Source organism: Amycolatopsis sp. NPDC021455 (assembly GCF_040640995.1).
Classification (GTDB): domain Bacteria; phylum Actinomycetota; class Actinomycetes; order Mycobacteriales; family Pseudonocardiaceae; genus Amycolatopsis.
Map to the genome: position 1 here is coordinate 40,373 of NZ_JBFACT010000009.1, position 20,335 is coordinate 60,707.

23 protein-coding genes are annotated in these 20,335 nt (G+C 71.0%); 9 read left to right on the forward strand and 14 right to left on the reverse strand.

The features are described from left to right. Positions 1–33: 33 nt before the first annotated feature. From AB0G28_RS14550 to AB0G28_RS14565, 4 genes are read right to left on the reverse strand one after another with little or no spacing between them, the layout of a single operon-like run. A complete protein-coding gene (locus AB0G28_RS14550) occupies positions 34–2,271 on the reverse strand; it encodes a heavy metal translocating P-type ATPase (RefSeq protein ID WP_361088153.1) in 2,238 nt (745 codons plus the stop codon). Then, positions 2,268–3,170, reverse strand: coding sequence for a hypothetical protein (locus AB0G28_RS14555; RefSeq protein WP_361088156.1), 903 nt, complete (start codon positions 3,168–3,170; stop codon positions 2,268–2,270). Before AB0G28_RS14555 ends, AB0G28_RS14550 begins: the two co-directional genes overlap by 4 nt. A 52-nt stretch (positions 3,171–3,222) precedes the next feature. After that, entirely contained in the window at positions 3,223–3,429 is a 207-nt protein-coding gene (locus AB0G28_RS14560) for a heavy metal-associated domain-containing protein (protein ID WP_361088159.1), read from the reverse strand. Between the two features lie 19 nt (positions 3,430–3,448). Further along, complete coding sequence (locus AB0G28_RS14565) at positions 3,449–3,751, reverse strand: metal-sensitive transcriptional regulator (protein WP_361088162.1); 303 nt, start codon at positions 3,749–3,751, stop codon at positions 3,449–3,451. A gap of 59 nt (positions 3,752–3,810) precedes the next feature. Between AB0G28_RS14565 and AB0G28_RS14570 the strand changes: the two genes are divergently transcribed. Next, the gene (locus AB0G28_RS14570) at positions 3,811–4,335 is read left to right on the forward strand and encodes a carboxymuconolactone decarboxylase family protein (protein ID WP_361088164.1); all 525 of its coding nucleotides are present in this window, start codon (positions 3,811–3,813) and stop codon (positions 4,333–4,335) included. Here AB0G28_RS14570 and AB0G28_RS14575 read toward each other — a convergent pair. Next, positions 4,295–5,020, reverse strand: a complete 726-nt coding sequence (locus AB0G28_RS14575) for a methyltransferase domain-containing protein (protein ID WP_361088167.1) — start codon at positions 5,018–5,020, stop codon at positions 4,295–4,297. The two genes, AB0G28_RS14570 and AB0G28_RS14575, sit on opposite strands and share 41 nt — an antisense overlap. Before the next feature lie 284 nt (positions 5,021–5,304). On the opposite strand from AB0G28_RS14575, the gene AB0G28_RS14580 reads away from it, so the two are divergent. After that, the gene (locus AB0G28_RS14580; RefSeq protein ID WP_361088170.1) at positions 5,305–5,667 is read left to right on the forward strand and encodes a BlaI/MecI/CopY family transcriptional regulator; all 363 of its coding nucleotides are present in this window, start codon (positions 5,305–5,307) and stop codon (positions 5,665–5,667) included. Further along, positions 5,664–6,620, forward strand: a complete 957-nt coding sequence (locus AB0G28_RS14585; protein WP_361088172.1) for a M56 family metallopeptidase — start codon at positions 5,664–5,666, stop codon at positions 6,618–6,620. The genes AB0G28_RS14580 and AB0G28_RS14585 overlap by 4 nt, the downstream gene beginning before the upstream one ends. Here the strand turns inward: AB0G28_RS14585 and AB0G28_RS14590 are convergent. After that, a complete protein-coding gene (locus AB0G28_RS14590) occupies positions 6,549–7,232 on the reverse strand; it encodes a DUF2218 domain-containing protein (protein ID WP_361088175.1) in 684 nt (227 codons plus the stop codon). The genes AB0G28_RS14585 and AB0G28_RS14590 overlap by 72 nt on opposite strands. 3 nt (positions 7,233–7,235) lie before the next feature. Then, positions 7,236–7,850, reverse strand: coding sequence for a class I SAM-dependent methyltransferase (locus tag AB0G28_RS14595; protein ID WP_361088178.1), 615 nt, complete (start codon positions 7,848–7,850; stop codon positions 7,236–7,238). Between the two features lie 76 nt (positions 7,851–7,926). Here AB0G28_RS14595 and AB0G28_RS14600 point away from each other — a divergent pair, with 76 nt between their 5' ends. Both AB0G28_RS14600 and AB0G28_RS14605 read left to right on the forward strand, forming a co-directional pair. Beyond that, complete coding sequence (locus AB0G28_RS14600; RefSeq protein ID WP_361088181.1) at positions 7,927–8,550, forward strand: TetR/AcrR family transcriptional regulator; 624 nt, start codon at positions 7,927–7,929, stop codon at positions 8,548–8,550. Between the two features lie 363 nt (positions 8,551–8,913). Beyond that, positions 8,914–9,318 (forward strand): hypothetical protein, encoded by a 405-nt coding sequence (locus tag AB0G28_RS14605; protein WP_361088184.1) that lies wholly within the window; start codon positions 8,914–8,916, stop codon positions 9,316–9,318. Here the strand turns inward: AB0G28_RS14605 and AB0G28_RS14610 are convergent. The 3 genes from AB0G28_RS14610 to AB0G28_RS14620 form a co-directional block, all read right to left on the reverse strand. Next, positions 9,299–10,657, reverse strand: coding sequence for a hypothetical protein (locus AB0G28_RS14610; protein ID WP_361088187.1), 1,359 nt, complete (start codon positions 10,655–10,657; stop codon positions 9,299–9,301). The two genes, AB0G28_RS14605 and AB0G28_RS14610, sit on opposite strands and share 20 nt — an antisense overlap. 15 nt (positions 10,658–10,672) lie before the next feature. After that, positions 10,673–11,881, reverse strand: coding sequence for a hypothetical protein (locus tag AB0G28_RS14615; RefSeq protein WP_361088190.1), 1,209 nt, complete (start codon positions 11,879–11,881; stop codon positions 10,673–10,675). 665 nt (positions 11,882–12,546) lie between these two features. Then, a complete protein-coding gene (locus tag AB0G28_RS14620) occupies positions 12,547–13,179 on the reverse strand; it encodes a methyltransferase domain-containing protein (RefSeq protein ID WP_361088193.1) in 633 nt (210 codons plus the stop codon). A gap of 138 nt (positions 13,180–13,317) precedes the next feature. Between AB0G28_RS14620 and AB0G28_RS14625 the strand changes: the two genes are divergently transcribed. Next, positions 13,318–13,776, forward strand: a complete 459-nt coding sequence (locus tag AB0G28_RS14625; protein ID WP_361088196.1) for a MerR family transcriptional regulator — start codon at positions 13,318–13,320, stop codon at positions 13,774–13,776. A gap of 96 nt (positions 13,777–13,872) precedes the next feature. Here AB0G28_RS14625 and AB0G28_RS14630 read toward each other — a convergent pair whose 3' ends face one another. Genes AB0G28_RS14630 through AB0G28_RS14645 form a run of 4 tightly spaced genes read right to left on the reverse strand, consistent with a single transcriptional unit; the run spans position 13,873 to position 15,821 of the window. Further along, positions 13,873–14,958 carry a saccharopine dehydrogenase NADP-binding domain-containing protein gene (locus AB0G28_RS14630; RefSeq protein WP_361088199.1) on the reverse strand — a complete coding sequence of 362 codons (1,086 nt, stop codon included), beginning with the start codon at positions 14,956–14,958 and terminating at the stop codon, positions 13,873–13,875. Positions 14,959–15,016: 58 nt separating this feature from the next. Further along, entirely contained in the window at positions 15,017–15,292 is a 276-nt protein-coding gene (locus AB0G28_RS14635) for an SHOCT domain-containing protein (RefSeq protein WP_361088202.1), read from the reverse strand. Between the two features lie 2 nt (positions 15,293–15,294). Beyond that, complete coding sequence (locus tag AB0G28_RS14640) at positions 15,295–15,543, reverse strand: hypothetical protein (protein ID WP_361088205.1); 249 nt, start codon at positions 15,541–15,543, stop codon at positions 15,295–15,297. After that, positions 15,540–15,821 (reverse strand): YgaP-like transmembrane domain, encoded by a 282-nt coding sequence (locus tag AB0G28_RS14645; RefSeq protein ID WP_361088208.1) that lies wholly within the window; start codon positions 15,819–15,821, stop codon positions 15,540–15,542. Before AB0G28_RS14645 ends, AB0G28_RS14640 begins: the two co-directional genes overlap by 4 nt. A gap of 227 nt (positions 15,822–16,048) precedes the next feature. Between AB0G28_RS14645 and AB0G28_RS14650 the strand changes: the two genes are divergently transcribed. From AB0G28_RS14650 to AB0G28_RS14660, 3 genes are read left to right on the forward strand one after another with little or no spacing between them, the layout of a single operon-like run. Continuing rightward, positions 16,049–16,357: a hypothetical protein gene (locus AB0G28_RS14650; RefSeq protein WP_361088211.1), complete on the forward strand. Its 309-nt coding sequence runs from the start codon at positions 16,049–16,051 to the stop codon at positions 16,355–16,357. Beyond that, entirely contained in the window at positions 16,344–18,860 is a 2,517-nt protein-coding gene (locus tag AB0G28_RS14655) for a heavy metal translocating P-type ATPase (RefSeq protein WP_361088214.1), read from the forward strand. The genes AB0G28_RS14650 and AB0G28_RS14655 overlap by 14 nt, the downstream gene beginning before the upstream one ends. Then, on the forward strand, positions 18,857–20,332 hold the full coding sequence (locus AB0G28_RS14660; RefSeq protein WP_361088217.1) for a multicopper oxidase family protein: 1,476 nt from the start codon (positions 18,857–18,859) through the stop codon (positions 20,330–20,332). Before AB0G28_RS14655 ends, AB0G28_RS14660 begins: the two co-directional genes overlap by 4 nt. The last annotated feature ends 3 nt before the right edge of the window (positions 20,333–20,335 follow it).

Genomic DNA, 20,335 nt, shown 5'->3' on the forward strand with positions numbered 1-20,335 from the left:
CCCACCGGCCGGCGGACGGCCCTCACGGGTCGGTCAGCCCGCCGCGCGGAACCCGCGCAGGCGGAGACTGTTGCTGACCACGAAGACCGAGCTGAACGCCATCGCCGCGCCGGCGATCATCGGGTTCAGCAGGCCGGCCGCGGCCAGCGGCAGGGCGGCGACGTTGTAGGCGAACGCCCAGAACAGGTTGCCCTTGATCGTCCGCAGCGTCCGCCGGGACAGCCGGATCGCGTCCACCGCCGCCCGCAGGTCACCGCGCACCAGCGTCAGGTCCGCGGCCTCGATCGCCACGTCGGTGCCGGTGCCCATCGCCAGGCCGAGATCCGCCTGGGCCAGCGCGGCCGCGTCGTTGACGCCGTCCCCGGCCATGGCCACGACCTTGCCCTCCTCCTGCAACCGCCGGACGACCTCGACCTTGTCCTTGGGCAGGACCTCGGCGACCACCTCGTCGATCCCGACCTCGGCGGCCACCGCCTGCGCGACAGCCTCGTTGTCCCCGGTCAGCAGCACCGGGGTCAGCCCGAGCGCCCGCAGCTTCGCGATCGCCTCGGCCGAGGTCGGCTTGACCGTGTCGGCGACCACCAGTACCGCACGGGCCTGTCCGTCCCAGCCGACCGCGACCGCTGTCCGGCCCAGTTGCTCGGCCGCGGCCTTCGCCTCGGCCAGCTCGCCGGGCAGGTGCAGGCCCCACTCCGCCAGCAGCGCCGTCCGGCCGACGAGCACTGCCGCGCCGTCCACGACCCCCTGGACGCCGAGTCCTTCGACGTTCGTGAAGCCTTCGACCTCGGGCAGGTCGCCGACCTTGCCCCGGGCGCCCGCGGCGATCGCCTGGGCGATCGGGTGCTCGGAGGCGTTCTCCAGCGCCCCGGCCAGCCGCAGCACCTCGTCCGGCTCGACGCCGTCCGCGGTGTGGACCTCGACCAGCGCCATCCGGCCGGTGGTGACCGTGCCGGTCTTGTCCAGCACCACGGTGTCCACGCGCCGGGTCGACTCCAGCACCTCCGGGCCCTTGATCAGGATGCCCAGCTGCGCACCCCGCCCGGTCCCGACGAGCAGCGCGGTCGGCGTCGCCAGCCCGAGCGCGCAGGGGCAGGCGATGATCAGCACGGCCACCGCGGCGGTGAACGCCGCCGACGCCGTGCCGCCCGCGCCGAGCCAGAAGGCCAAGGTCCCCACGGCGAGCGCGATGACGATCGGGACGAACACCGCCGACACGCGGTCGGCGAGCCGCTGCACCTGCGCTTTGCCGGTCTGCGCGTCCTCCACCAGCTTCGCCATCTGCGCGAGCTGCGTGTCGGCGCCGATCCGGGTCGCCCGGACGACCAGCCGGCCACCCGCGTTGACGGTCGCGCCGACCACGGAATCGCCGGGCCCGACCTCGACCGGCACGCTTTCGCCGGTGAGCATGCTCGCGTCGACCGCCGAGCTGCCGTCCTCGATCACGCCGTCGGTGGCGATCTTCTCCCCCGGCCGCACCACGAACCGGTCCCCGAGCCGCAGCTGGTCGACCGGGACGCGCTCCTCACGGCCGTTCCGCAGGACGGCGACGTCCTTCGCGCCCAGCTCGAGCAACGCCCGCAGGGCGGCACCGGCGCGGCGCTTGGAACGGGCCTCGAAGTAGCGGCCGGCGAGGATGAACGTCGTCACGCCCGCCGCGACCTCGAGGTAGATGTTGCCGTCGCCGGCCATCCGCTCGATGGTCAGCTCGAAGGGGTGCTTCATGCCCGGCATGCCGGCGCTGCCCCACAGCAGTGCGTACAGCGACCAGAGGAACGCGGCCAGCGTGCCGAGTGAGATCAGCGTGTCCATCGTCGCGGCGCCGTGGCGCAGGTTCGCCCACGCGGCGCGGTGGAACGGCCACGCACCCCACACGAGGACCGGCGCGGCGAGCGTCAGCGAGATCCACTGCCAGTACGTGAACTGCAGCGCCGGAACCATGGCCAGCAGCACGACCGGCAGCGACAACGACGCCGAGACGGCCAGCCGCTGCCGCAACGCGCGGGTCGGGTCCTCGTCCCCGGCCGTCTCCGGTGCCTCGGTCTTCGGGGCGGGCAGCGTGGCGCCGTAGCCCGCGGCCTCGACCTGCTCCACCAGCCGCTCCGGCTCGACATCGCCGGAGTAGACGACCTTCGCCTTCTCGGTGGCGTAGTTGACCGTGGCGGTCACGCCGTCCAGCTTGTTCAGCTTCCGCTCGATCCGCATCGCGCACGACGCGCACGTCATCCCGGTGATGGCCAGCTCGACCTCGCCGGTCGCCACTTCGGTGCTCATGCCCCGGCCCCCGCTCGCGTGCCGACGGTGAACTCGGCCGTGCGGACCTTCCCGGCGTGCCGGAAGTCCAGGAACAGCCGGTAGGTGCCGGCCGAGGGGACCTCGGCGTGGAAGGTGACCGCGGGGCCCGCGGGGGTCTTGCCGTCGCCGGGTTCGCCGTCCGGGTGGACGTGCAGGTAGGCGAGGTCGCCGCCGCGCAGCGCCACCAGGTGGCCGTACGCGCCGAGGTAGGGCTGAAGGTCGGTGACGGGCTTGCCGTCCTTGGTGACCGTGACGGTGACCTTCGACGTGCGGCCGGGCACCAGGTCGCCGTCGAGCCGGACCTCGTAGCCGTCCACAGTGGACGATTTCGAAAGTGCGTAGCCGACCGGCCGGAAGTCGCCCGGTGCCACGAGGTCGACGCCCAGCGTCGTCGCCGCGGCGCCGGCCGGCTTGAAGTCGGCGAACGCGCGGTAGCTGCCCGCGTCCGCGATGGACAGGGGCACGCTCCAGGTGCCGTCGGCGGCGAGCTCGGGGTGCACGTGCTGGAACCCGGCGGTGTCCCGCCGGACGACGATGAGGTGCAGCCGCTTTTCGTGCTCGACGTCGAACTCGGTCACCGGGTGCCCGTCCGGGCCGGTGATGCGGAAGGTGAAGGGCGTCTTCGTCCCGGGAGTGAGCGTCGTGCTGGTGGGCGTGAGGGTGTAGCCGCCCCTGGACGACGCGAGCCCGCCGGGCTCGTCGGTGTTCGCGGCCTCCGCGACGGTGCCGCTGTGAGTGTCCCCGTGCCCGGCTTCCTCGTCGCCGGGCACCCCAGCCGTGCTGGAGAAGGGACCGACAGCGGTGCCGGCCGCCCAGGCGCCACCGGCGGCCAGGGCGAGCGCCGCACCGTAGGCGGAGAGCTTCGCTGCTGTGTTCATTTCCGTGTCCTCACCGCGGGCGAGTGCCCGCAGGTCGAGGAGCTGCCGCGCCTCAGGCGGTCAGCTCGTAGCCGGCTTCCTTGACGGCGCCGCGCACGTCCGCGACGTCGAGGTCCTTGCTGCTGGTCACGGTCACCTTCCCGGTCGGCAGGTCCACCACGACGCCGGTGACGCCGTCGATTTCGCCGATCTCCTCGGTGACCGAACGCACGCAGTGGTCGCAGGTCATGCCGGTCACGGTGTAGGTCTGCTCGCTCATGTTCTTCCCCTTCGGTTCTTCAGGAACGGACGAGCCGGGCGATCGCGTCGCTCGCCTCGCGGATCTTGTCTTCGGCGGTCGTCCCGCCCTCGGCGATCGCCTGGCTGACGCAGTGCTGCAGGTGTTCGTCCATCAGGCCGAGCGACACCGACTGCAGCGCCTTCGTGGCCGCGGAGACCTGGGTCAGGATGTCGATGCAGTACTTGTCGTCCTCGACCATCCGCTGCAGCCCGCGGAGCTGCCCCTCGATGCGCCGCAAGCGCTTCAGGTAGTCCTCTTTGCCGGCGCTGTACCCGTGCCGGCCGGAGGTCGTCTCGCTCATGGCTCATTTATACCCTAGGGGGGTAGGGTAAGCAACAGCGCACGACGACAGGAGTTCCCATGACACGCCTCACTCCGCTCGCCCCGGCCGACGCGCCGGAACGGTCCCGGCAGCTGCTCCGGGAAATCATCGAGCGACACGGCGAAGCCGGCGCGATGACCGCGACGATGGCTCATTCCCCCGCCCTGCTGCAGGGCTACCTCGAACTGTCCCGCGCGATCAAGCGCGTGAAGCTGCCGCGCACGCTCAGCGAGAAGATCTCCTTGGCCGTTCAGGAATGGCTGGGATGCGCACTGTGCCTCGCCGCGCACACGGAGGCCGCCCGCGACGCCGGGTTGAGCGAGGCGGACATCTCGCTGGCACGTCAGGGCACTTCGACCGACGCACGCGAAGCGGTATTGCTGACCTACGCCGTCCAAGTCCTGGCCGAGCCGTCGTCGATCACCGGCGAGGACATCGCCGGACTGCGGCGGCACGGCTGGAGCGACCGGACGCTCGCCGACGTCGTGGGGCTGGTGTCGCTCAACCACCTGACCGGCGCGTTCAACCTGGTGGCCGGGCTGGAGCCGGCACCGGCGAGCTGACCGCGCCACCCCGGGCCGCGACCACCAGGTAGGCACTGCCGAGCCGGCTCCGGACACCGCGGCCGAGGGTGCCTTCCGGGTGCTCGCGCCACCGCGTCGACCAGCGCCACAACAGCCGGTCGAACGGCGGGACGACCGGCGCGACGTCGTAGTGCACGACGTCGATCGGCTGCCAGCCCGCGCGGCGGAGCAGCCGGCACAGCCGCCCGGAGGACAGCGCCCTGATCCCGGTGCGGGGCGGGTTGTGCCGCCTCCGGGCGGGGACGCCGAACACCTTTTCGAGCCTGCCCAGCAGCCGCAGGGCGGGCCAGTACACCGCCCATTCGAACATCCGGTACGGACTGGCCGGGTTCAGCATCGTGACCAGCAGGAGCCCGTTCTCGCGCACGACCCGCGCGCACTCCCGCAGCGCCTCAGGGATGTCGCAGTACTCGAATACCCCCATCGCCACGGCGACGTCGAAACTCCCGTCGGGAAACGGCACATCCCCGGCCTCCCCCACGGCCAGGCGGACACCGAAGCCGCGGACCCGGGCCGCCGCTTCGGCGACCATCGCCGGGGACTGGTCGACGCAGGTGATCCGGAAGTCGTCCGGCCTGACCTCGCCGAGGTGCCGCGCGAACATGCCCGGACCGCACCCGATGTCGACCAGGTCGCCGCCCGGCCACCGGTCGAGCGCGGCCATGACAGCACACATCCGGGACGAGAAGTACCGCTCGGACGGACCCCGGCTCCGGTACGCCGCAGCGTAGGACGCCACACCGGCCGGGTCCGCGAACTGCGCCCGGACGAGCCTTTCGCGCCCGCCGACCGCGGGCCGATCGGCAGCCCGCCCCCGTGTTCGGCCATCCACCAGGCCCCCCTCCGTTTCCAACTATCTCTCATAGTAGTTGTACCTACTATGAGAGATAGTTGCACCGGCCCGCTATACTATTTTTCGTAGTAGCAGCAGGCGACCCGGGAGGGCCCGTGCGCGGACTCGGCGAGCTGGAACGGGCGGTGATGGACGTCCTGTGGGCCGGCGGCGGCCCGATGAAGGTGCGGGACGTGCTCGACCGGCTCGACACCGGCAAGGCTCTCGCCTACACGACCGTGATGACGGTCCTGGACAACCTCCACCGGAAGCAGTGGGTGAGCCGCGAACGGACCGGCAAGGCCTACGCCTACGAGCCCGCGGTGACCCGCGCCGACGCTTCGGCGCAAGCCTTGCGCCAGGTGCTCGACGAGTCCGGTGATCCGGAAGCGGTGTTGCTGCATTTCGCGCGGTCGGCCACCGCGCACGAATCGGCCGCGCTCCGCAAGGGCCTCCGGCGGACGGCCGCCGACGGATGACAGCGGCGCTGGCTCTCCTGCTGGGCGCCGTCGCCGCCGGCTGGCTCGCGCCGGCCGTGCTCGCTCGGGCCGACCTGGCCCGCACCGAACCCGCCGCGCTACTGACCGGATGGCTGTTGTCCGCGGCCGGGGTGCTCGCGGCGACGGTTTCCGGAATCGCCCTGCTGTTGTTCCCCGGTCACGGGAACGGCACTGGCATGGCGACGGCCATTCACGGTTGCCTGGAGGCGATTTCCCACGGCACGTCTCCGCGCGGCGAAGAGTTCGCCGGCGTGGTCGGCCTGCTCCTCGTTTCGGGGTTGATCGGCCGGTTCGCGGTCACCGGCACCCGGCTGGTCCGGCGCCGGGCGCGGACCCGCCGGGAGCACCTGTCCCTCTTGCGGGTCACCGCGCGGTGTGCCGGAAGTTCGCCCGCGACCTGGTGGCTCGACCACGACGAGCCGATGGCCTTCAGCATCGCCGACGGCGCCGGGGTGATCGTCGCCACCGAGGGATTGAGCCGCCGCCTGTCGGCGACCGAGGTCGCCGCCGTCCTGGCGCACGAGCAGGCGCACCTCCGGGGCCGCCACCACTTCCTGGTCACCTGGGCGGACGCGCTCGGGCAAGCCCTGCCCTTCGTCCCGTTGTTCCGCCGGGCTCCCGCTGCCGTGCGGGAACTGGTCGAACTGGCCGCGGACGTGGCCGCCGTCCGGGCGTGCGGGACGCATACGGTGCGGACGGCGCTGGCCGGCGTCGCCGGGCACTCGGCGCCGGACGGCACCCTCGGCATGGCGCAGGGAAACATCGACCTCCGGCTGGCTCGCCTGGAATCGGGCAAGGCCCCGGCGGGCCGGCTGCGCCGCATGTTGTCCTGCGGCTTCGCGGCTGCCGCCGTGACCGCGCTACCGGCGATCACCAGCTCCGCCGCGCTCCTCGCCATCGCTGTCGTGACCTGCCCGCTGTCGGGCGGCTGATTTCCCGTTCTGCCGCATGCCCGGGTGCCGGGGGCCGGCGGCATGCGCGGCGAAGCCGGGGACGTGGTGCGCGCGCACCCGCCGCCGGGTGAGCACAGCCACGACAACGATCTTCAGAACGACGACCGCGAGCACGACGTCCGCAGCCACGCTGGTCCATCGCCAGGACGTGAGCGCAGCGCTGCCGACCACCACGTGCGCGACGACCGCCAGCACCACCGCCGCGGCCAAAGCGATCTTCGTCCCCCGCTTGCGCACCCCGCCGGATGCGGGCGTGTCCACGCCCTGCCAGACGACCTGCAGGCCGTCCCGCTGCCCGAACCGCTCGAGGTCGGCAGTGAGCAGATCCCGGATCACCCGGAGCCGGTCGGCGCCGTCCACGTCGAGTTCCACCACCAGTTTCTCCGCGGTGGCCCGCAGCGTGCACCGGCCCCACGTGAACTCGATGAGCCCCGCTTCGTCGGTCCATTCGACGCGGGCCACCTCGGGACGTTCATGGTCACCACCGGGCAGCTGCCGCGCTCGCCCGCCCATGGCCTCGGCATGACGGCAAAGCTGGACGAGGAACCGGCTCGCCCGCGGGGTCCGGACGGTGGCCTCGGCGACCGGCATGGCTCAGCTCCTCGTCAGGGCGGCGAACCACGCGCGGACGCCGTCCGGGCCGGTGGTGATGTCGATGGTGGCCGGTTCGATCGAGTCGACCAGCCAGCCGCCGGAGAACGTGACGGCGATGTCCCCCTGGCTGACCCGATGTACGTGGGACCAGCGATCTCCGCGTTCCAGGTCGCTGAAGCACAGGACGAAGCAGCGACCGCCCGGGCCGAGGACCGAGCCGAGGCTTTCGACGTACGCGGCGCGGTCGTCACCGTCGAAGATGTGGAACAGCCCGCAGTCGAGGACCGTGTCGAACGACTCGCCGAGTTCGGCCAGCTTGCGGGCATCGTGCCGGAGGAACCGGGCCGCAAGGCCGCGGTCGCGTGCCTTCTCCCCGGCTGTGCGCAGCGCCGCCGAAGCCAGGTCGACCCCGGTGGCGTCCAGGCCGAGCTCCGCGGCCATGAGGACGTGTTCACCGGTTCCGCACCCGACGTCGAGCACCCGACCGCGGAGCACATCGGCATCCGCGAGGGCCCGGAACGCCGGCTGTGGCCTGCCGATGTCCCACGGTGGGCGGGTGGCATAGAGATCGTCAGGACCGCGCACGGCCTGCGGATGTCCGCTTGAGTCAACCATGCCGTAAGTTTTATCGAGACATAGTGTCGCTGTCAATTCAATATGTATTGACCATGCCGCCGTGTACGCTCTCCTGGTGCCCAAGCTGTGGAACGAGACGATCGAGACCCACCGCCAGGCGGTGCGCGACGCGACACTGGACACGACTGCCGCGCTGGTCGCCGAGCACGGCCTCACGGCGGTGACGATGTCGAAGATCGCCGAGAAGACCGGCATCGGGCGGGCGACGCTCTACAAGTACTTCCCGGACGTCGAGTCGATCCTGTCCGCCTGGCACGAACGCCGGATCAGCGCCCACCTGCATGAACTCGCCGCCGTCCGCGACCGGGTCGCGGATCCCGCCGCCCGCCTCGAACGGGTCCTGAAGGCCTACGCCTTGATTCACCAGGAACGGGTACGACACCACAACGAGCCCTACGGCGCCGAACTCGCCGCCCTTCTGCACCCCGACGAGCACGTCGCCCACGCGCAACGACATCTGCACGAGATGTTCCGAGAACTGCTGGAGCAGGCAGCCGAGGCCGGCGCTGTTCGCGACGATGTCGCCGCCGAGGAACTGGCCACCTACTGCCTGCACGCCCTCACCGCGGCCGGGGGCCTCCCCTCCGAGGCCGCGGCCGAGCGGCTGGTCGAGGTCACCCTGACCGGCCTCCGCCCGCCGGACGCCAAACCCCCCGCGAACATCGATCGGCGCCCGTAGCCGGTGCACACCGTCGCCGGCAGGCCGTCGTGCCCGGGTCGAGAGCACGGTGCCGGTGAACACGACGGGCGACACGGGCGGCGGCGTCACGCAAGATGCCGATGCCGGACCGCCGCGATCATCAGTGATCCCGCCACCGCGGCAGCGACCGAGACCGGCTTTCGCAAGCTGCCCGCATACCGCGAGGACGCGGACAACCCGCGAGAGGGTTGCTCAGGGACTGCCTCCTCCGAGATCCAATCGCCCTCACGCCCGCACTACTAACCTCTCTAGTAGCGTAGCCGTTGCGCGTAGCACCTTGCACGGGGTCTTCGCGCGACGCGGCGGCTTTTGCCGGCGCGGCAACGGACGGGTCTCTTGCGCATGGACTCGAACCGCTGTGGGTGCGGCGGCCGCCGGCCTGGGAACCGGCCGGCCGCCGCACCGTCGGCGGCGCTCCTCCCCTTCATCGAGCAGGTTCGCGGGCTGCTGCGGATGGTCGAGATCGCCGTCGTTCCCTGGGCCTGCTCCAGGAACAAGGGCGCCGAGACGAAGGTGGCGCGGCGAATCACCGCATCGGCAGGCACCGCGCGGCGCTACCGCGATCAGAGATCCGCTGTCAGGTTCGTTGACAGCGGCCGGCTCAAGCGCCCCAATGTGGCGTTGGTTGCGTCCAACGCACCGAACGCCACATTGGGTGCGCTGGACGCACCGAACGCCACATTGGGGCGCATCGGCCAGAACGTGAACCGACTGACAACTCACAACACTAGTGGTGCGGTGGAGTGAAGCGCAGGACGTCGATGCCGCCGGAGTACTGGGCGGCGTAGACCAGTCCATCGTGGTAGGCCGGGACGGCTGCCTCGCTGTCCTTCGGGAAGAAGTAGCCGACCTGAACCGGGTGCCGGGGGTCGGAGAAGTCGATGAACTTGGTGCCCTGGCCGTAGAAAGCCTGGACGAGGATGTTGCCGTCGCCGACGCCGGGCATCGGGTCGAAGTAGTGCGCGGAGCAGTCGGCGTTGGGCTGCTCACCCGGGCTGCCGACCGGCCCCCAGTCACCGACGACCTTGAGCCGGAAGGGATGCTCCGGCGTCGAACGCCAAGCTTCGCCGCCATAGCTGCCCTTGAGCGAGACGATCAGCAGCCGTCCGGCGTCGGCGCAGGTGTCGCCGAAGTCCTCGTCGGTGACGAACAGCAGCTCGCCGGGCGCGAAGCCGCCGATCGGGCGCAGCGGGTGCCAGGAGTTGTGGTCGAACGTGTACGCGGGATCGTTGGGGCTGATGATCTTCCCGCCCGCGTACGGAATCGGGTCGGCCGCGGTGGCGAACCGGATCCGGCCCTGGACCGGGTCGAAGTGCACGCCCGTGGTCCAGTAGCCGCGGACACCTCCGGCGCCCGATGCCCAGGCGACACCGGCCGCGTCGACGTCGGTGTTGTGCACGTAGTCGGTGACGCCGTCGTTGCGGTGGAGGTCCACCGGCGTCGGGAAGGTGTACGGGTGGCTGGGCCGGCTGACGTCGGTGACCCAGGCAGGCTGTCCCTGCCAGTCCGGCGGCTGGTTCCCGGTTCCGGTGTGCGACGGCCCGCCGCTCCACAGGTACCGGCAGCCGTTGATGCACTGCGAGGTGTGCCCGCCGGGTTCCTCGTGGAAGCCGATCAACCGCAGGTGGGCCGGGTCGTGGGCGTCGACGAGGTCGATGCCCGAGGTGCCGGTCTGCTTGTTCCCGCCGAAGGCACGCGGGTCCCGGGTCAGGAAGACGAGCTTGCGCACCGGGTCGACCTGCAAGTGCTCGCCTTCCCAGAAGCCCTTGCTCACGTCGTCGCCGGGCAGCGCCAGCGCCGACGCGGGCAGCTCGCCGATCAGCTTGGGGTGCCGCGGGTCCGTCAACGACCACGCGCGCAGGCCGAACACCCCGTCGGCGAACATCACGTCCGAGTCATGCCGCCCGGGGTAGGCGATGAACGCCAGTCCGGCGACGGCCGACGGCGTGTCCGCGTGCGCCAGCCAGGTCACGTTCTGGGCGTCGGCCGGTCCGGTCGGCGGGCCGTCGGCGGCGTACGCGGTGGTGCTGCCGGCGGCCAGGCCCACCGCGGCGGCCAGGGAAAGGAACAGGCGAGAGCGGCCCATCGGATGTCTCCTCGCTCAGAAGGTGCCGAGCCGGTCGGGTTTGACGATCCACAGACCGTTGCTCATGTCGCTGGCCAGGATCACGTGGTGGATCTTGTCGATGTACACGCCCCAGACCTCGGACGACGAACCGTCGCTGTTCGGCGGCGGCACGAACTGGCCGCGTTGGGTGCCGACGCCGTGCTCGGTCATCGTCCACCACACGATGCCGTCGGAGTACCAGGACGAGAAGAACTGGTCGTGTGCGGCGACTTCGGTGTTGTGATCGGTGTACTCCCCGTCGGTCCGGGTCGAGCGGCTGTCGCTCGTGGAGAAGGTGCCGAGGAACACCGGCTGTTTCGGGTTGCTGTTGTCGTAGACGTGCACCTCGCCCCAGCCGCCGGACGCGGAGTCGCCGGGACAGTCGGCCGGCGAGGTGTCTTCGGTGTTGATGATCAGCCATTGCCCGTTGTGGGCCAGGGTCATGGAGTGGTTGTCGCCGTCCTCGTCCGGCGGGGTGATCTTGGTTGTGCTCACCACCGCGGGTGCGGCCGGCTTGCTGATGTCGAGGTGGACCGTGCCCGCGTCCCAGTACGAGACGTACACGGAGTTGCCGCCGTCTTCGAAACGGGCGCTGTGCGCGAACTGCACGGCCGAGCAGCCCACCCCCTGACCGGGGTCGGCATTGAGGGACCAGTCGGCGCGCGTCGCCGGGCCGGCCGGGTTGGTGGCGTCGATCAGGTGCAGCGCCGTCGCACCCTTGCTGTTGCGGTGGTCCACCAGGTTGCGGGCGCAGGCGACGAGCACCTGCCCGTCGGCGCGCTGCACGGCGTCGATCTCGTGGCAGCCGATCGTGCCCTGCGGCAGGTCCCAGTGCCCCAGCAGCGCCGGGTGCGCCGGATCGGTCACGTTGAACAGGCGGATGCCGGGCACGACCTCGGCTTCGTGGCCGCTGCCGAAGCACGCCTGGATGCCGACCACCGCGAGCGCACCGGTGAACGACGGCGTGCGCACGTCGAGCACGGTGACGTCCTCGGCGCGCGTGTAAGCCGGGTTCGGCAGCTTGCTCACCAGGCGCGGGCGGTTCGGCCGCGAAATGTCGACGACCTGGACGCCGTCGCCGCCTTGGTGCGTGGCGGAGCATCGGCTGCCGATGTAGGCGTAGTTCCCGTGCGCGGAGAGGTCGCCGTAGTCACCGAACCCGTCGAGCCCGGAATGTCCGACGAACGTGAAATTCTCGAGCACGGTGCCCGCCGGCGGCCGACCGGAATCCGGTGCCGCGCTGGCCGGGACCGAGGACCCCAGCAACACCAAGCCGAAGAGACTGCCCAGAAGCACCGACCGCGAACGCCTCATCCCACACCCCCGAGGACGACGGAGATTTTCGTCTGCACGCGAAGTCCGGTGGGATTCTCCTCCACGCCATCCCCGATGTCACCAGACGATCGGTCCCGGAGAGCGGACAAAGAGACCAAAGTGGACGGCTTCGCGAAACGTCACCCGGGTGGCGGAGCGAGGGCAGCCAGCAGGGTCGCTTCGAGGACGCGACCCGCGTCCTGTTGCGGGAGCCGCTCGGCGTTGACGTCTTCGGCGGCGGCGTGCAGCAGGGTGTAGACGGTGGTGACCAGCCAGCTAGGCGGCAGGTCGGTCCGGAAGACGCTTCTGCCGCGCCGATTCCGGCGGGCGCAGGCGGTCTTGCCCGCTGCCCGGCACGTTTCCCTTCCGGGGAGCGGTCACGTGCCCATGATCGACGATCCGGACCGGGTGGCCGAGCTGGTCCTCGCCCGATGAAGTCGCTCGTCGTGGCCGGGATCCGCATTGTCAGACCGGCTCATGGTCCTGGTGATCCAGACGCCGTCGGTGCGGCGCTCCCCGGGCTGTCACGCCGGATCGCGATCCCGATCAGGCTGTCACCGTTTCGGGCTGACGCCCGCGGCGATGAACAGCGGCAGAGCCAGGAACATCCGGTCCGATTCCGCGCGCCGGGTCTGCTCGGCTACCCAGGTGGCCGCCCGATCGCGCTCGACAGCCCCGGCAGCCGACGCCGCAGTGGCGAGCCCGGCCAGCACCGGGAGCATCAGCCGGTCGGTGAAGATCGCCGTCCGCACCTCGACAGTGACGTCCTCGAATCCGGCGTCGAGCAGCAGGGCCCGGTATCCCCGGGCCGCCCGCGGGCTGGGCACGGTGCCGGCTCGGGCGTGCACGATGGTGCGGGTCGGTTCCGGCTCGTCGGAGTCGATGACGAAGGTGTCCCAGTCCTGGCCGACCAGGACGATCCGCCCATCCGGCAGCAGCACCCGTCGCGCCTCGGCCAGCGCCGCCGCGGGATCGGTGAGCTCGTGGAACACCTTGTCGGCGCGGTATCCGGCCACGCTGCCGTCGTCGAGAGGAAGCTCCGCGGCGACGCCTTCGCGGAAGTCCTGCTCCGGCCAGCGCCGCCGCGCCGCGGCGAGCATCCGCGGGTCCGGGTCGACGCCGATCGGCTGCGCCCCTCGGCCGGCGAGTTCGGCGACCGCGCGGCCGGCGCCGCAGCCGACGTCCACGACCCTCTGCCCTCGGTCGATTCGCAGCAGTCATAGGTGTGGGCGCGCAGATCGGCCGCGCCGGGCAACGCATCGGCGGCATCGAGCAGCCGGATCAGGGACTCGGTGGCGTCGGGCTGAGAGGTCGCAGAGCTGGACATGTCCGCCATGCTGCGACTTAATGTCGACGTGAAGTCAACCGGCGCGGAGATGAGCATCGGCGAGATCGCGCAGCGCTTCGGCCTGGCCACCCATGTCCTGCGACACTGGGAATCGGTGGGACTGCTGACCCCGTCCCGGGTCAACGCATCCCGTCGCCGCTACGGCTCGGCCGACCTGTACCGGGTCGCGGTGATCCTGCGCGCGAAGGAAGCCGGGTTCAGCTTGGATGACATCCGGGAGCTGCTCACCGCCCAGGATCCCGCCGGCCGGACGACTGTCCTGCGCCGCCGGCGCGCCGAGCTCGCCGCCCGGATCGCGGCGGCGCAGGCGTCGCTGGATCTGTTCGACTGCGCGTTGGAGTGCGATCACGAAGACATCGCCGAATGCCCGCACTTCCAGGCCACGGTGGCCGCCCGGATCAGCCCCGGCTCCGTGCCGCCGCATGTACGCGTATGACCGCCACTCGGCCGAATCTGCGAAGGACCAGCAGCCCATGTGCGACACGGATCCGGCCCGCTCACCCATCCGATGGGCCGGATGAGGCCACCCCGGCTACGGACTCGGCACCGGGTCCGAGAGCTCGACGCGCAGGCCCGCCTCGGCGAGCCGGGCGAAGAATCGTGCCGGGCCGATGACCTGCTCGGGCATCCAGGCGCCCGGCCGCGAAATCTCGCCCTCGACCAGCGATCGCACCATGGCCGCAGTGCTCGTCGCGGTCGCGTGCGCCTGACCCTGGCCGGTCAACGCCGCGTGCGCGGCGCGGCCGTCGTGGGTCACGTCGACCCGCACCGCGTACGGCGCGTCCGGCCGTCCGGTGCGGCCGTGGCGCAGCCGGCCGAGCACGGCACGAACAGGCGCCGTCGCGACAAGGCGACTGGCGCGCGTGGCCACCAGCAACGCCGGCAGCCGGCTGATCCGGGCAGGAGCGATGGCCAGCCGGGTCGTCACGGTGCGGGCGCCGAGGGTGCGCGGATACAGCACCTGGTCGGAGAACGGGAACAAGTAGCCGTGTGCCGGCGGCGGGAAGTCGACGACCCGGGGTGCGGTGAACGCCCGCACCCGGCGATCGGTTCCGTCGACGTGGATGTCGAAGGACATCGCCAGCTCCTGCAGCAGGTAATCGAATGAGCCCGGTCCCATGACGTCGTCGGCGCTGAGCAGTAGCGAGGTTTCGATGCCGGTCGCGCCGCCGAGCCGGTCGTTCAGGGCACGCACCATCACGTTGGTGATGCCCGGCGCGATCCCCGCTCCCAGGAGGATCCGCGCGCCGGACGCCGTGGCCGCCGCGTCGATGCGGTCGTAAGCGGCGCCACACCCGAGGTCGGTCAGGTGCGGGGTGATGTCGGTGTAGGCCAAGCCGCGTTCGACGGCAGCCCACAGCAGACCGCGCTCGGGCTGGTCGATGCAGTTGACCGCGACCGAGACGCCCTCCAAGGCGGCGTCGATCGACGAGGGCTCGGTGACGTCGATCCGACGGCCTCGCACTCCGTGCCCGATCTCGGCCGCGCGGGCGTCCGCCAGTTCCCGGGTGCGGCCCGCGACGACAACTCCGTCCGGGAAGCCGGTCGCGAGATCGGCCGCGATCCGGCTGCCGACCACACCGTACCCACCCACGACGAGAATCGATCCGGTCGTCATGCTGATCCCCTCCGGGAGGACGCGCGGCGGAACAACACGGTGGAGCGGGCCGGTTTCATCAGGACTCCGAACCCCGGCCGGTGCGACCGAGCAGCGTGTCGAGCCTGCGGTGGTATTCGTCTTCGTCGATCTCGCCGCGCGCGTACCGGTCGGCGAGTATCCGTTCCGGGGCTGCCCGCTGGGCAGCGGGGACCGCGGTGTGCTGCGATCCCCGGCCGAGCACACGGACCAAGGCGACAACACCGAAAATCAGCAGGCCCCAGAACAAGACCATGCCCACGGTCATGAGGACGTAGCCCCAGCCGCCCATCCCGTTGCCATACCAGAACATCATGACTAATGCCCCATTCCTCGCATCATCAGCGCCATCATCACGGTGCACATGACGGCGACGATCAGGAAATCGACGCCGACGACACCGGTCGCCAGCAACACGGCGGCGATCACCAGCATCGGAACGCAGCAGGCGATCATCATCCAGCCGTGTCCACCACCCTTGTGCCCGCTGCGTTTGCCGGAGCCGGCCGGGAACTGTTGCCGGGCCGGTCCGGGGAGGTGGCCGCGGGGATCACGTGGCGTCGTCATCGCGTCCTCCGGAACGACCGTGGTACGTAGCCGAGCTTCCGGTACAGCGGGCAGTGCCCCAGCGCGCCGGTGACCAGGAGGTCGACGCCGGCCACAACGAGGAGAACCTCGAGCACCACCGCGAGCACCGAGCCGGCACCGAGCAGGAGCAGGATGCCGCCGGCGATGGCGGCGAGACCGATCAGGATGCGGCCCCACCGTTCGACCGGCGTGATGTTCACACTGCGCCAGGTCGCAGGTGCGGCACCAGGCGCCGCGGAGACCTTGTGCTGAGTCATTACCTCTCCTTCCGTTGTGTCGTCACCGTGCCGCGCCACCGCGTCGACCGGCCACTTGCCAACGTCATCGCCGCTGGGGCACAAGGTCCTATCCCGGATAGTTGAGGTCCGTGGTCACCCGATCCGGGACCTCCGGCCCTGGGCGGGATGTCCGAGGTCCCTACCCCGGGTGGGTATGTGCGCGAACAGTGGGTGCGGACGAAGCGTCGGCGGAAGAGGTGAGCAGGGTGACGGCGGCATACGGACAGGTGACCACCGGCTACTGGCCCGCGGTCGTGATCGGAGTGGCGCTACTGCTGGTCCTGGTCGTGACCACGATCGTCGCGGTGCGGCGTTGGCACCGTGCTGCCACGTCGTCGGCACCGGCAGTACCGGGAGACGCGGACGTTCCGCGCGAGCGATGCCGGGTCCTGATCGCGGAAGCTCTCATCGTCCGCGAACGCGTGGCCGGCCGGATCGACGCGGCCACCTACCGGACACGCATGAGCGACCTCGTGTCCCGAGGTCGTGGAGGAGCCGATCATGTCGAGCGTTGATGTCGTCGTCGTGGCGATCGCCGTAGCGGCGATCGCCGCCTTGGGCTGGTATTTCTTCGCGCCGCGCCGCGCCCGCACCGCCACGATCAGCGGCGGCGTTCAGCGGCTCCAGGTCACCGTCCACGGCGGCTACAGCCCCGATGTCGTCCAGGTTCGCCAGGGTGTTCCGGTGGAGATCGAATTCGACCGGCAGGAAAGCGGGGACTGCAGCTCGCGTGTCGTCTTCCCCGATCTCCAGGTCTCCGCGGCGCTGCCCGCGCACCAGCACACGACCGTCCGCTTCACCCCGCGCGAGGCCGGGTCGTTCGGGTTCGCCTGCGGGATGAACATGATCCACGGCACCCTCGTCGTGACTCCCAACGGCACCTCACCGGAGGAGCACGCACCCGCGACGACCGCGGCGGTGTCGAAACCGGCGGCGGACATCGAAGCGGCCCAGGCCAGGGAGCGCCACGCCGAAATCACGGACCTGACCCGTCGCGTCGTGATCGGCGCGGTGCTCACCGCCCCGGTGCTGTTCGCCGTGATGGCCCAGTCGCTGTTCGGCGCGGGCTGGGTGCCCGGCGTGCTCCTGAACCACTGGCTGCAGCTCGCGCTGATCACCCCGGTGATGATCTACGCCGGGTGGCCGATCCACCGCACCGGCTGGCTGGCTCTCGCCCACCGCAGCGCCGACATGAACAGTCTCATCACCCTCGGCACGGTCGCCGCCTACGGCTACAGCCTGCTCGTCACCCTCGCTCCAGGCGTCCTGCCCATGGAGGTCCGCGAGGTGTACTTCGAAGCCGTCGGCGTGATCCTCACCCTGATCATGCTCGGCCGGCTGCTGGAAGCCCGCGCCAAGGCCGGCACCGGCGAAGCCATCCGCGCGCTGCTCGGCCTGCAGGCGCGCACCGCACGCGTCCTGCGCAACAGCGTTGAAGCCGAGATCCCGATCGACCAGGTCGTGGTCGGGGACGAGATCCTGATCCGGCCCGGCGAGAAGATCCCCGTCGACGCGTCCGTCCTTTCCGGACAGTCCGCCGTGGACGAGTCGATGGTGACCGGTGAACCCATGCCGGTCACCAAGCACGCCGGAGACACCGTCATCGGCGCCACCGTGAACACCACCGGTTCCCTGCGGGTGCGGGCGGCCAAGGTCGGCGCGGACACGATGCTGGCGCAGATCATCCGCATGGTGCAGGCGGCGCAAGCCTCGAAGGCCCCGATCCAGCGGATGGCCGACGCCGCCTCGGCGTACTTCGTGCCGGTCGTGATGGCGATCGCGCTCGCCACGTTCGCGGTCTGGTTCGTGGTCGGCCCGCCGCCCGCGGTGACCCAGGCGCTGGTGTCCGCGGTGGCCGTGCTGATCATCGCCTGCCCCTGCGCGCTCGGCCTGGCCACCCCACTGTCGATCATGGTCGGCACCGGGAAGGGCGCCCGCGCCGGCATCCTCATCCGCTCGGCCGAAGCCCTGGAGACCGCGCACAAGCTCGACACGATCGTGCTGGACAAGACCGGCACCATCACCGCCGGCAAGCCCGCCCTCACCGACGTCCACCCTGTCGGCGCGTGCGCCGAGGACGAGCTGCTGACGCTGGTCGCCGCCGCCGAGTCGATGAGCGAACATCCGCTCGCCGCCGCGATCGTCACCGGCGCTCGCAACCACAGCGTTCCCGCGGCCGAGGACTTCACCTCGATCACCGGCAAGGGCGTCCGCGCCACCGTCGCCGGGCACGCCGTCCTGGTCGGCACGGCCAAGCTCATGAGCGAAGCCGGCATCGGCACCGGCGAACTCACCGCGATCAGCGACCGGCTGTCCGCCGAAGGCAAGACGCCGATCCTGGCCGCGATCGACGGCGAACCGGCCGGGGTCCTCGCGGTGGCCGACACGGTCAAGGACGACTCCGTCGCCGCGATCGCCGCGCTGCGCAAGCTCGGCCTCGACGTCGTCATGCTCACCGGCGACAACGCTCGTACCGCCGCGGCGATCGCCCGCCAGGTCGGTGTCACCCGCGTGCTCGCCGAAGTCCTGCCCGAGCACAAGGCCGGCGAAATCCGCCGCCTGCAGGCCGAAGGCCGTCGCGTCGGCATGGTCGGCGACGGCATCAACGACGCCCCCGCCCTCGCCCAGGCCGACGTCGGGCTGGCGATCGGAACGGGCACCGACGTGGCCATCGAAGCCGCCGACATCACCCTCATCTCCGGCTCGCTGGCCGGCGTCGTCACCGCGATCCGGCTGTCCCGGGCCACGATGCGCAACATCCGGCAGAACCTGTTCTTCGCCCTGATCTACAACGCCGTCGGCATCCCGGTCGCGGCCGGTGTGCTCTACCCGCTGCTGGGGCTGCGGCTCTCGCCGATGATCGCCGCCGCCGCGATGGCCCTGTCCTCGCTGTCGGTCGTCGGCAACGCCAACCGCTTGCGCCGCCACCACGTCGAACCGCTGCCGCCGGCTGAGCCGCCTGCCATCGAACCCCAGGTGGAAACCGGCGCCGACCGGCTCGAAACGGTGGGCCGATGAACACGTTCGACCGCCGCAGCATCCTCCGTGCCGGCCTGCTGGCCGCCGGCGCGGGCGTACTGTCGGCCTGTACCGCTTCCCCGAGTACCGCGAACCTGGTGCTTCCCAGCGACCCTCGCGTGGCCGAGGCAGAAGCCCGGCGGCACACGTCCGGCCAGGTCCGCACGGTCCGGCTCACCGCCCGGCCCGGGCCGGTCGACCTCGGCGGCCCGCAGGTCAGCACCTGGACCTACGACGGCGTCCTGCCCGGCAAGGAGATCCGCGTCCGCGCCGGCGACACCATCCACGCGGAACTGACCAACCGGCTCCCGGCCGAAACCAGCGTCCACTGGCACGGCCTCGCCCTGCGCAACGACATGGATGGCGCGCCTGGCCTCACCCAGCAAGCCATCGGCACCGGCGCCTCGTTCACCTACCGGTTCGTCGCCGAGCAGCCGGGCACCTACTGGTTCCACCCGCACTCCGGCACCCAGCTCGACCGCGGCCTGTACGTGCCGTTGATCGTCGAAGACCCGCACGAGCCGGGCGGCTACGACCACGACTGGGTGGTCGTGCTCGACGACTGGATCGACGGCACCGGGCAGACCCCCGACGACGTGCTCGCCACACTCCGGCAGGGCATGGGGTCCATGGGCGGCATGATGGGTTCGCCGTCCGGCATGGGCGGCAGCAGCCCGCTGCTCGGCGGAGATGCCGGGGATCTGCGCTACCCGCACTACCTGATCAACGGCCGGGTCCCCGCGGCGCCGGCCACCTTCACCGCCCGCCCCGGGCAGCGCGCCCGCATCCGCATCATCAACGCCGGCTCCGACACCGCCTTCCGCGTCGCGCTCGGCGGCCACCGGCTGCGGGTCACGCACACCGACGGCTACCCCGTCCAGCCCGCCGAAACCGACACCCTGCTGATCGCCATGGGCGAGCGCTACGACGTCACCACTACCCTCGACGACGGCGTGTTCCCGCTCGTCGCGCTGGCCGAAGGCAAGAACGCCACCGCGCTCGCCCTCGTCCGCACCGGCGCCGGCACCCCGCCCCCGGCCACGATCCGGCCTGCCGAACTCGACCGCGACCGCGTCACCTACGACCGGCTCGTCCCAGCCGACGAGGTCCGGCTTCCCGCCAAGTCCCCGGACGTCACGCACACCCTGGACCTCACCGGCGGGATGATGAACTACGACTGGGGCATCAACGGCCAACCGCTCGACATGGGCAGGCGCCTGCTCGTCCAGCAGGGGCAGCGCGTCCGGTTCGTCCTCCGCAACCGCACGATGATGTGGCACCCGATCCACGTCCACGGCCACACCTTCCAGCTCGGCGACAGCGGGCCCCGGAAGGACACCGTCGCCGTACTGCCCGGGCAGACCGTCACCGGCAACCTGGACGCGAGCAACCCCGGACAGTGGATGATCCACTGTCACAACACCTACCACGCCGAGACCGGCATGGCGGCCATCCTCGGCTACCAGACCTGAGGA

Bases quoted from the DNA above. Each gene is read 5' to 3' on its own strand.
- AB0G28_RS14550 (WP_361088153.1), bottom strand. From the start codon at position 2,271: ATGAGCACCGAAGTGGCGACCGGCGAGGTCGAGCTGGCCATCACCGGG.
- AB0G28_RS14555 (WP_361088156.1), bottom strand. From the start codon at position 3,170: ATGAACACAGCAGCGAAGCTCTCCGCCTACGGTGCGGCGCTCGCCCTG.
- AB0G28_RS14560 (WP_361088159.1), bottom strand. From the start codon at position 3,429: ATGAGCGAGCAGACCTACACCGTGACCGGCATGACCTGCGACCACTGC.
- AB0G28_RS14565 (WP_361088162.1), bottom strand. From the start codon at position 3,751: ATGAGCGAGACGACCTCCGGCCGGCACGGGTACAGCGCCGGCAAAGAG.
- AB0G28_RS14570 (WP_361088164.1), top strand. From the start codon at position 3,811: ATGACACGCCTCACTCCGCTCGCCCCGGCCGACGCGCCGGAACGGTCC.
- AB0G28_RS14575 (WP_361088167.1), bottom strand. From the start codon at position 5,020: ATGGCCGCGCTCGACCGGTGGCCGGGCGGCGACCTGGTCGACATCGGG.
- AB0G28_RS14585 (WP_361088172.1), top strand. From the start codon at position 5,664: ATGACAGCGGCGCTGGCTCTCCTGCTGGGCGCCGTCGCCGCCGGCTGG.
- AB0G28_RS14590 (WP_361088175.1), bottom strand. From the start codon at position 7,232: ATGCCGGTCGCCGAGGCCACCGTCCGGACCCCGCGGGCGAGCCGGTTC.
- AB0G28_RS14595 (WP_361088178.1), bottom strand. From the start codon at position 7,850: ATGGTTGACTCAAGCGGACATCCGCAGGCCGTGCGCGGTCCTGACGAT.
- AB0G28_RS14605 (WP_361088184.1), top strand. From the start codon at position 8,914: ATGGACTCGAACCGCTGTGGGTGCGGCGGCCGCCGGCCTGGGAACCGG.
- AB0G28_RS14610 (WP_361088187.1), bottom strand. From the start codon at position 10,657: ATGGGCCGCTCTCGCCTGTTCCTTTCCCTGGCCGCCGCGGTGGGCCTG.
- AB0G28_RS14625 (WP_361088196.1), top strand. From the start codon at position 13,318: ATGTCCGCCATGCTGCGACTTAATGTCGACGTGAAGTCAACCGGCGCG.
- AB0G28_RS14630 (WP_361088199.1), bottom strand. From the start codon at position 14,958: ATGACGACCGGATCGATTCTCGTCGTGGGTGGGTACGGTGTGGTCGGC.
- AB0G28_RS14635 (WP_361088202.1), bottom strand. From the start codon at position 15,292: ATGATGTTCTGGTATGGCAACGGGATGGGCGGCTGGGGCTACGTCCTC.
- AB0G28_RS14640 (WP_361088205.1), bottom strand. From the start codon at position 15,543: ATGACGACGCCACGTGATCCCCGCGGCCACCTCCCCGGACCGGCCCGG.
- AB0G28_RS14645 (WP_361088208.1), bottom strand. From the start codon at position 15,821: ATGACTCAGCACAAGGTCTCCGCGGCGCCTGGTGCCGCACCTGCGACC.
- AB0G28_RS14655 (WP_361088214.1), top strand. From the start codon at position 16,344: ATGTCGAGCGTTGATGTCGTCGTCGTGGCGATCGCCGTAGCGGCGATC.
- AB0G28_RS14660 (WP_361088217.1), top strand. From the start codon at position 18,857: ATGAACACGTTCGACCGCCGCAGCATCCTCCGTGCCGGCCTGCTGGCC.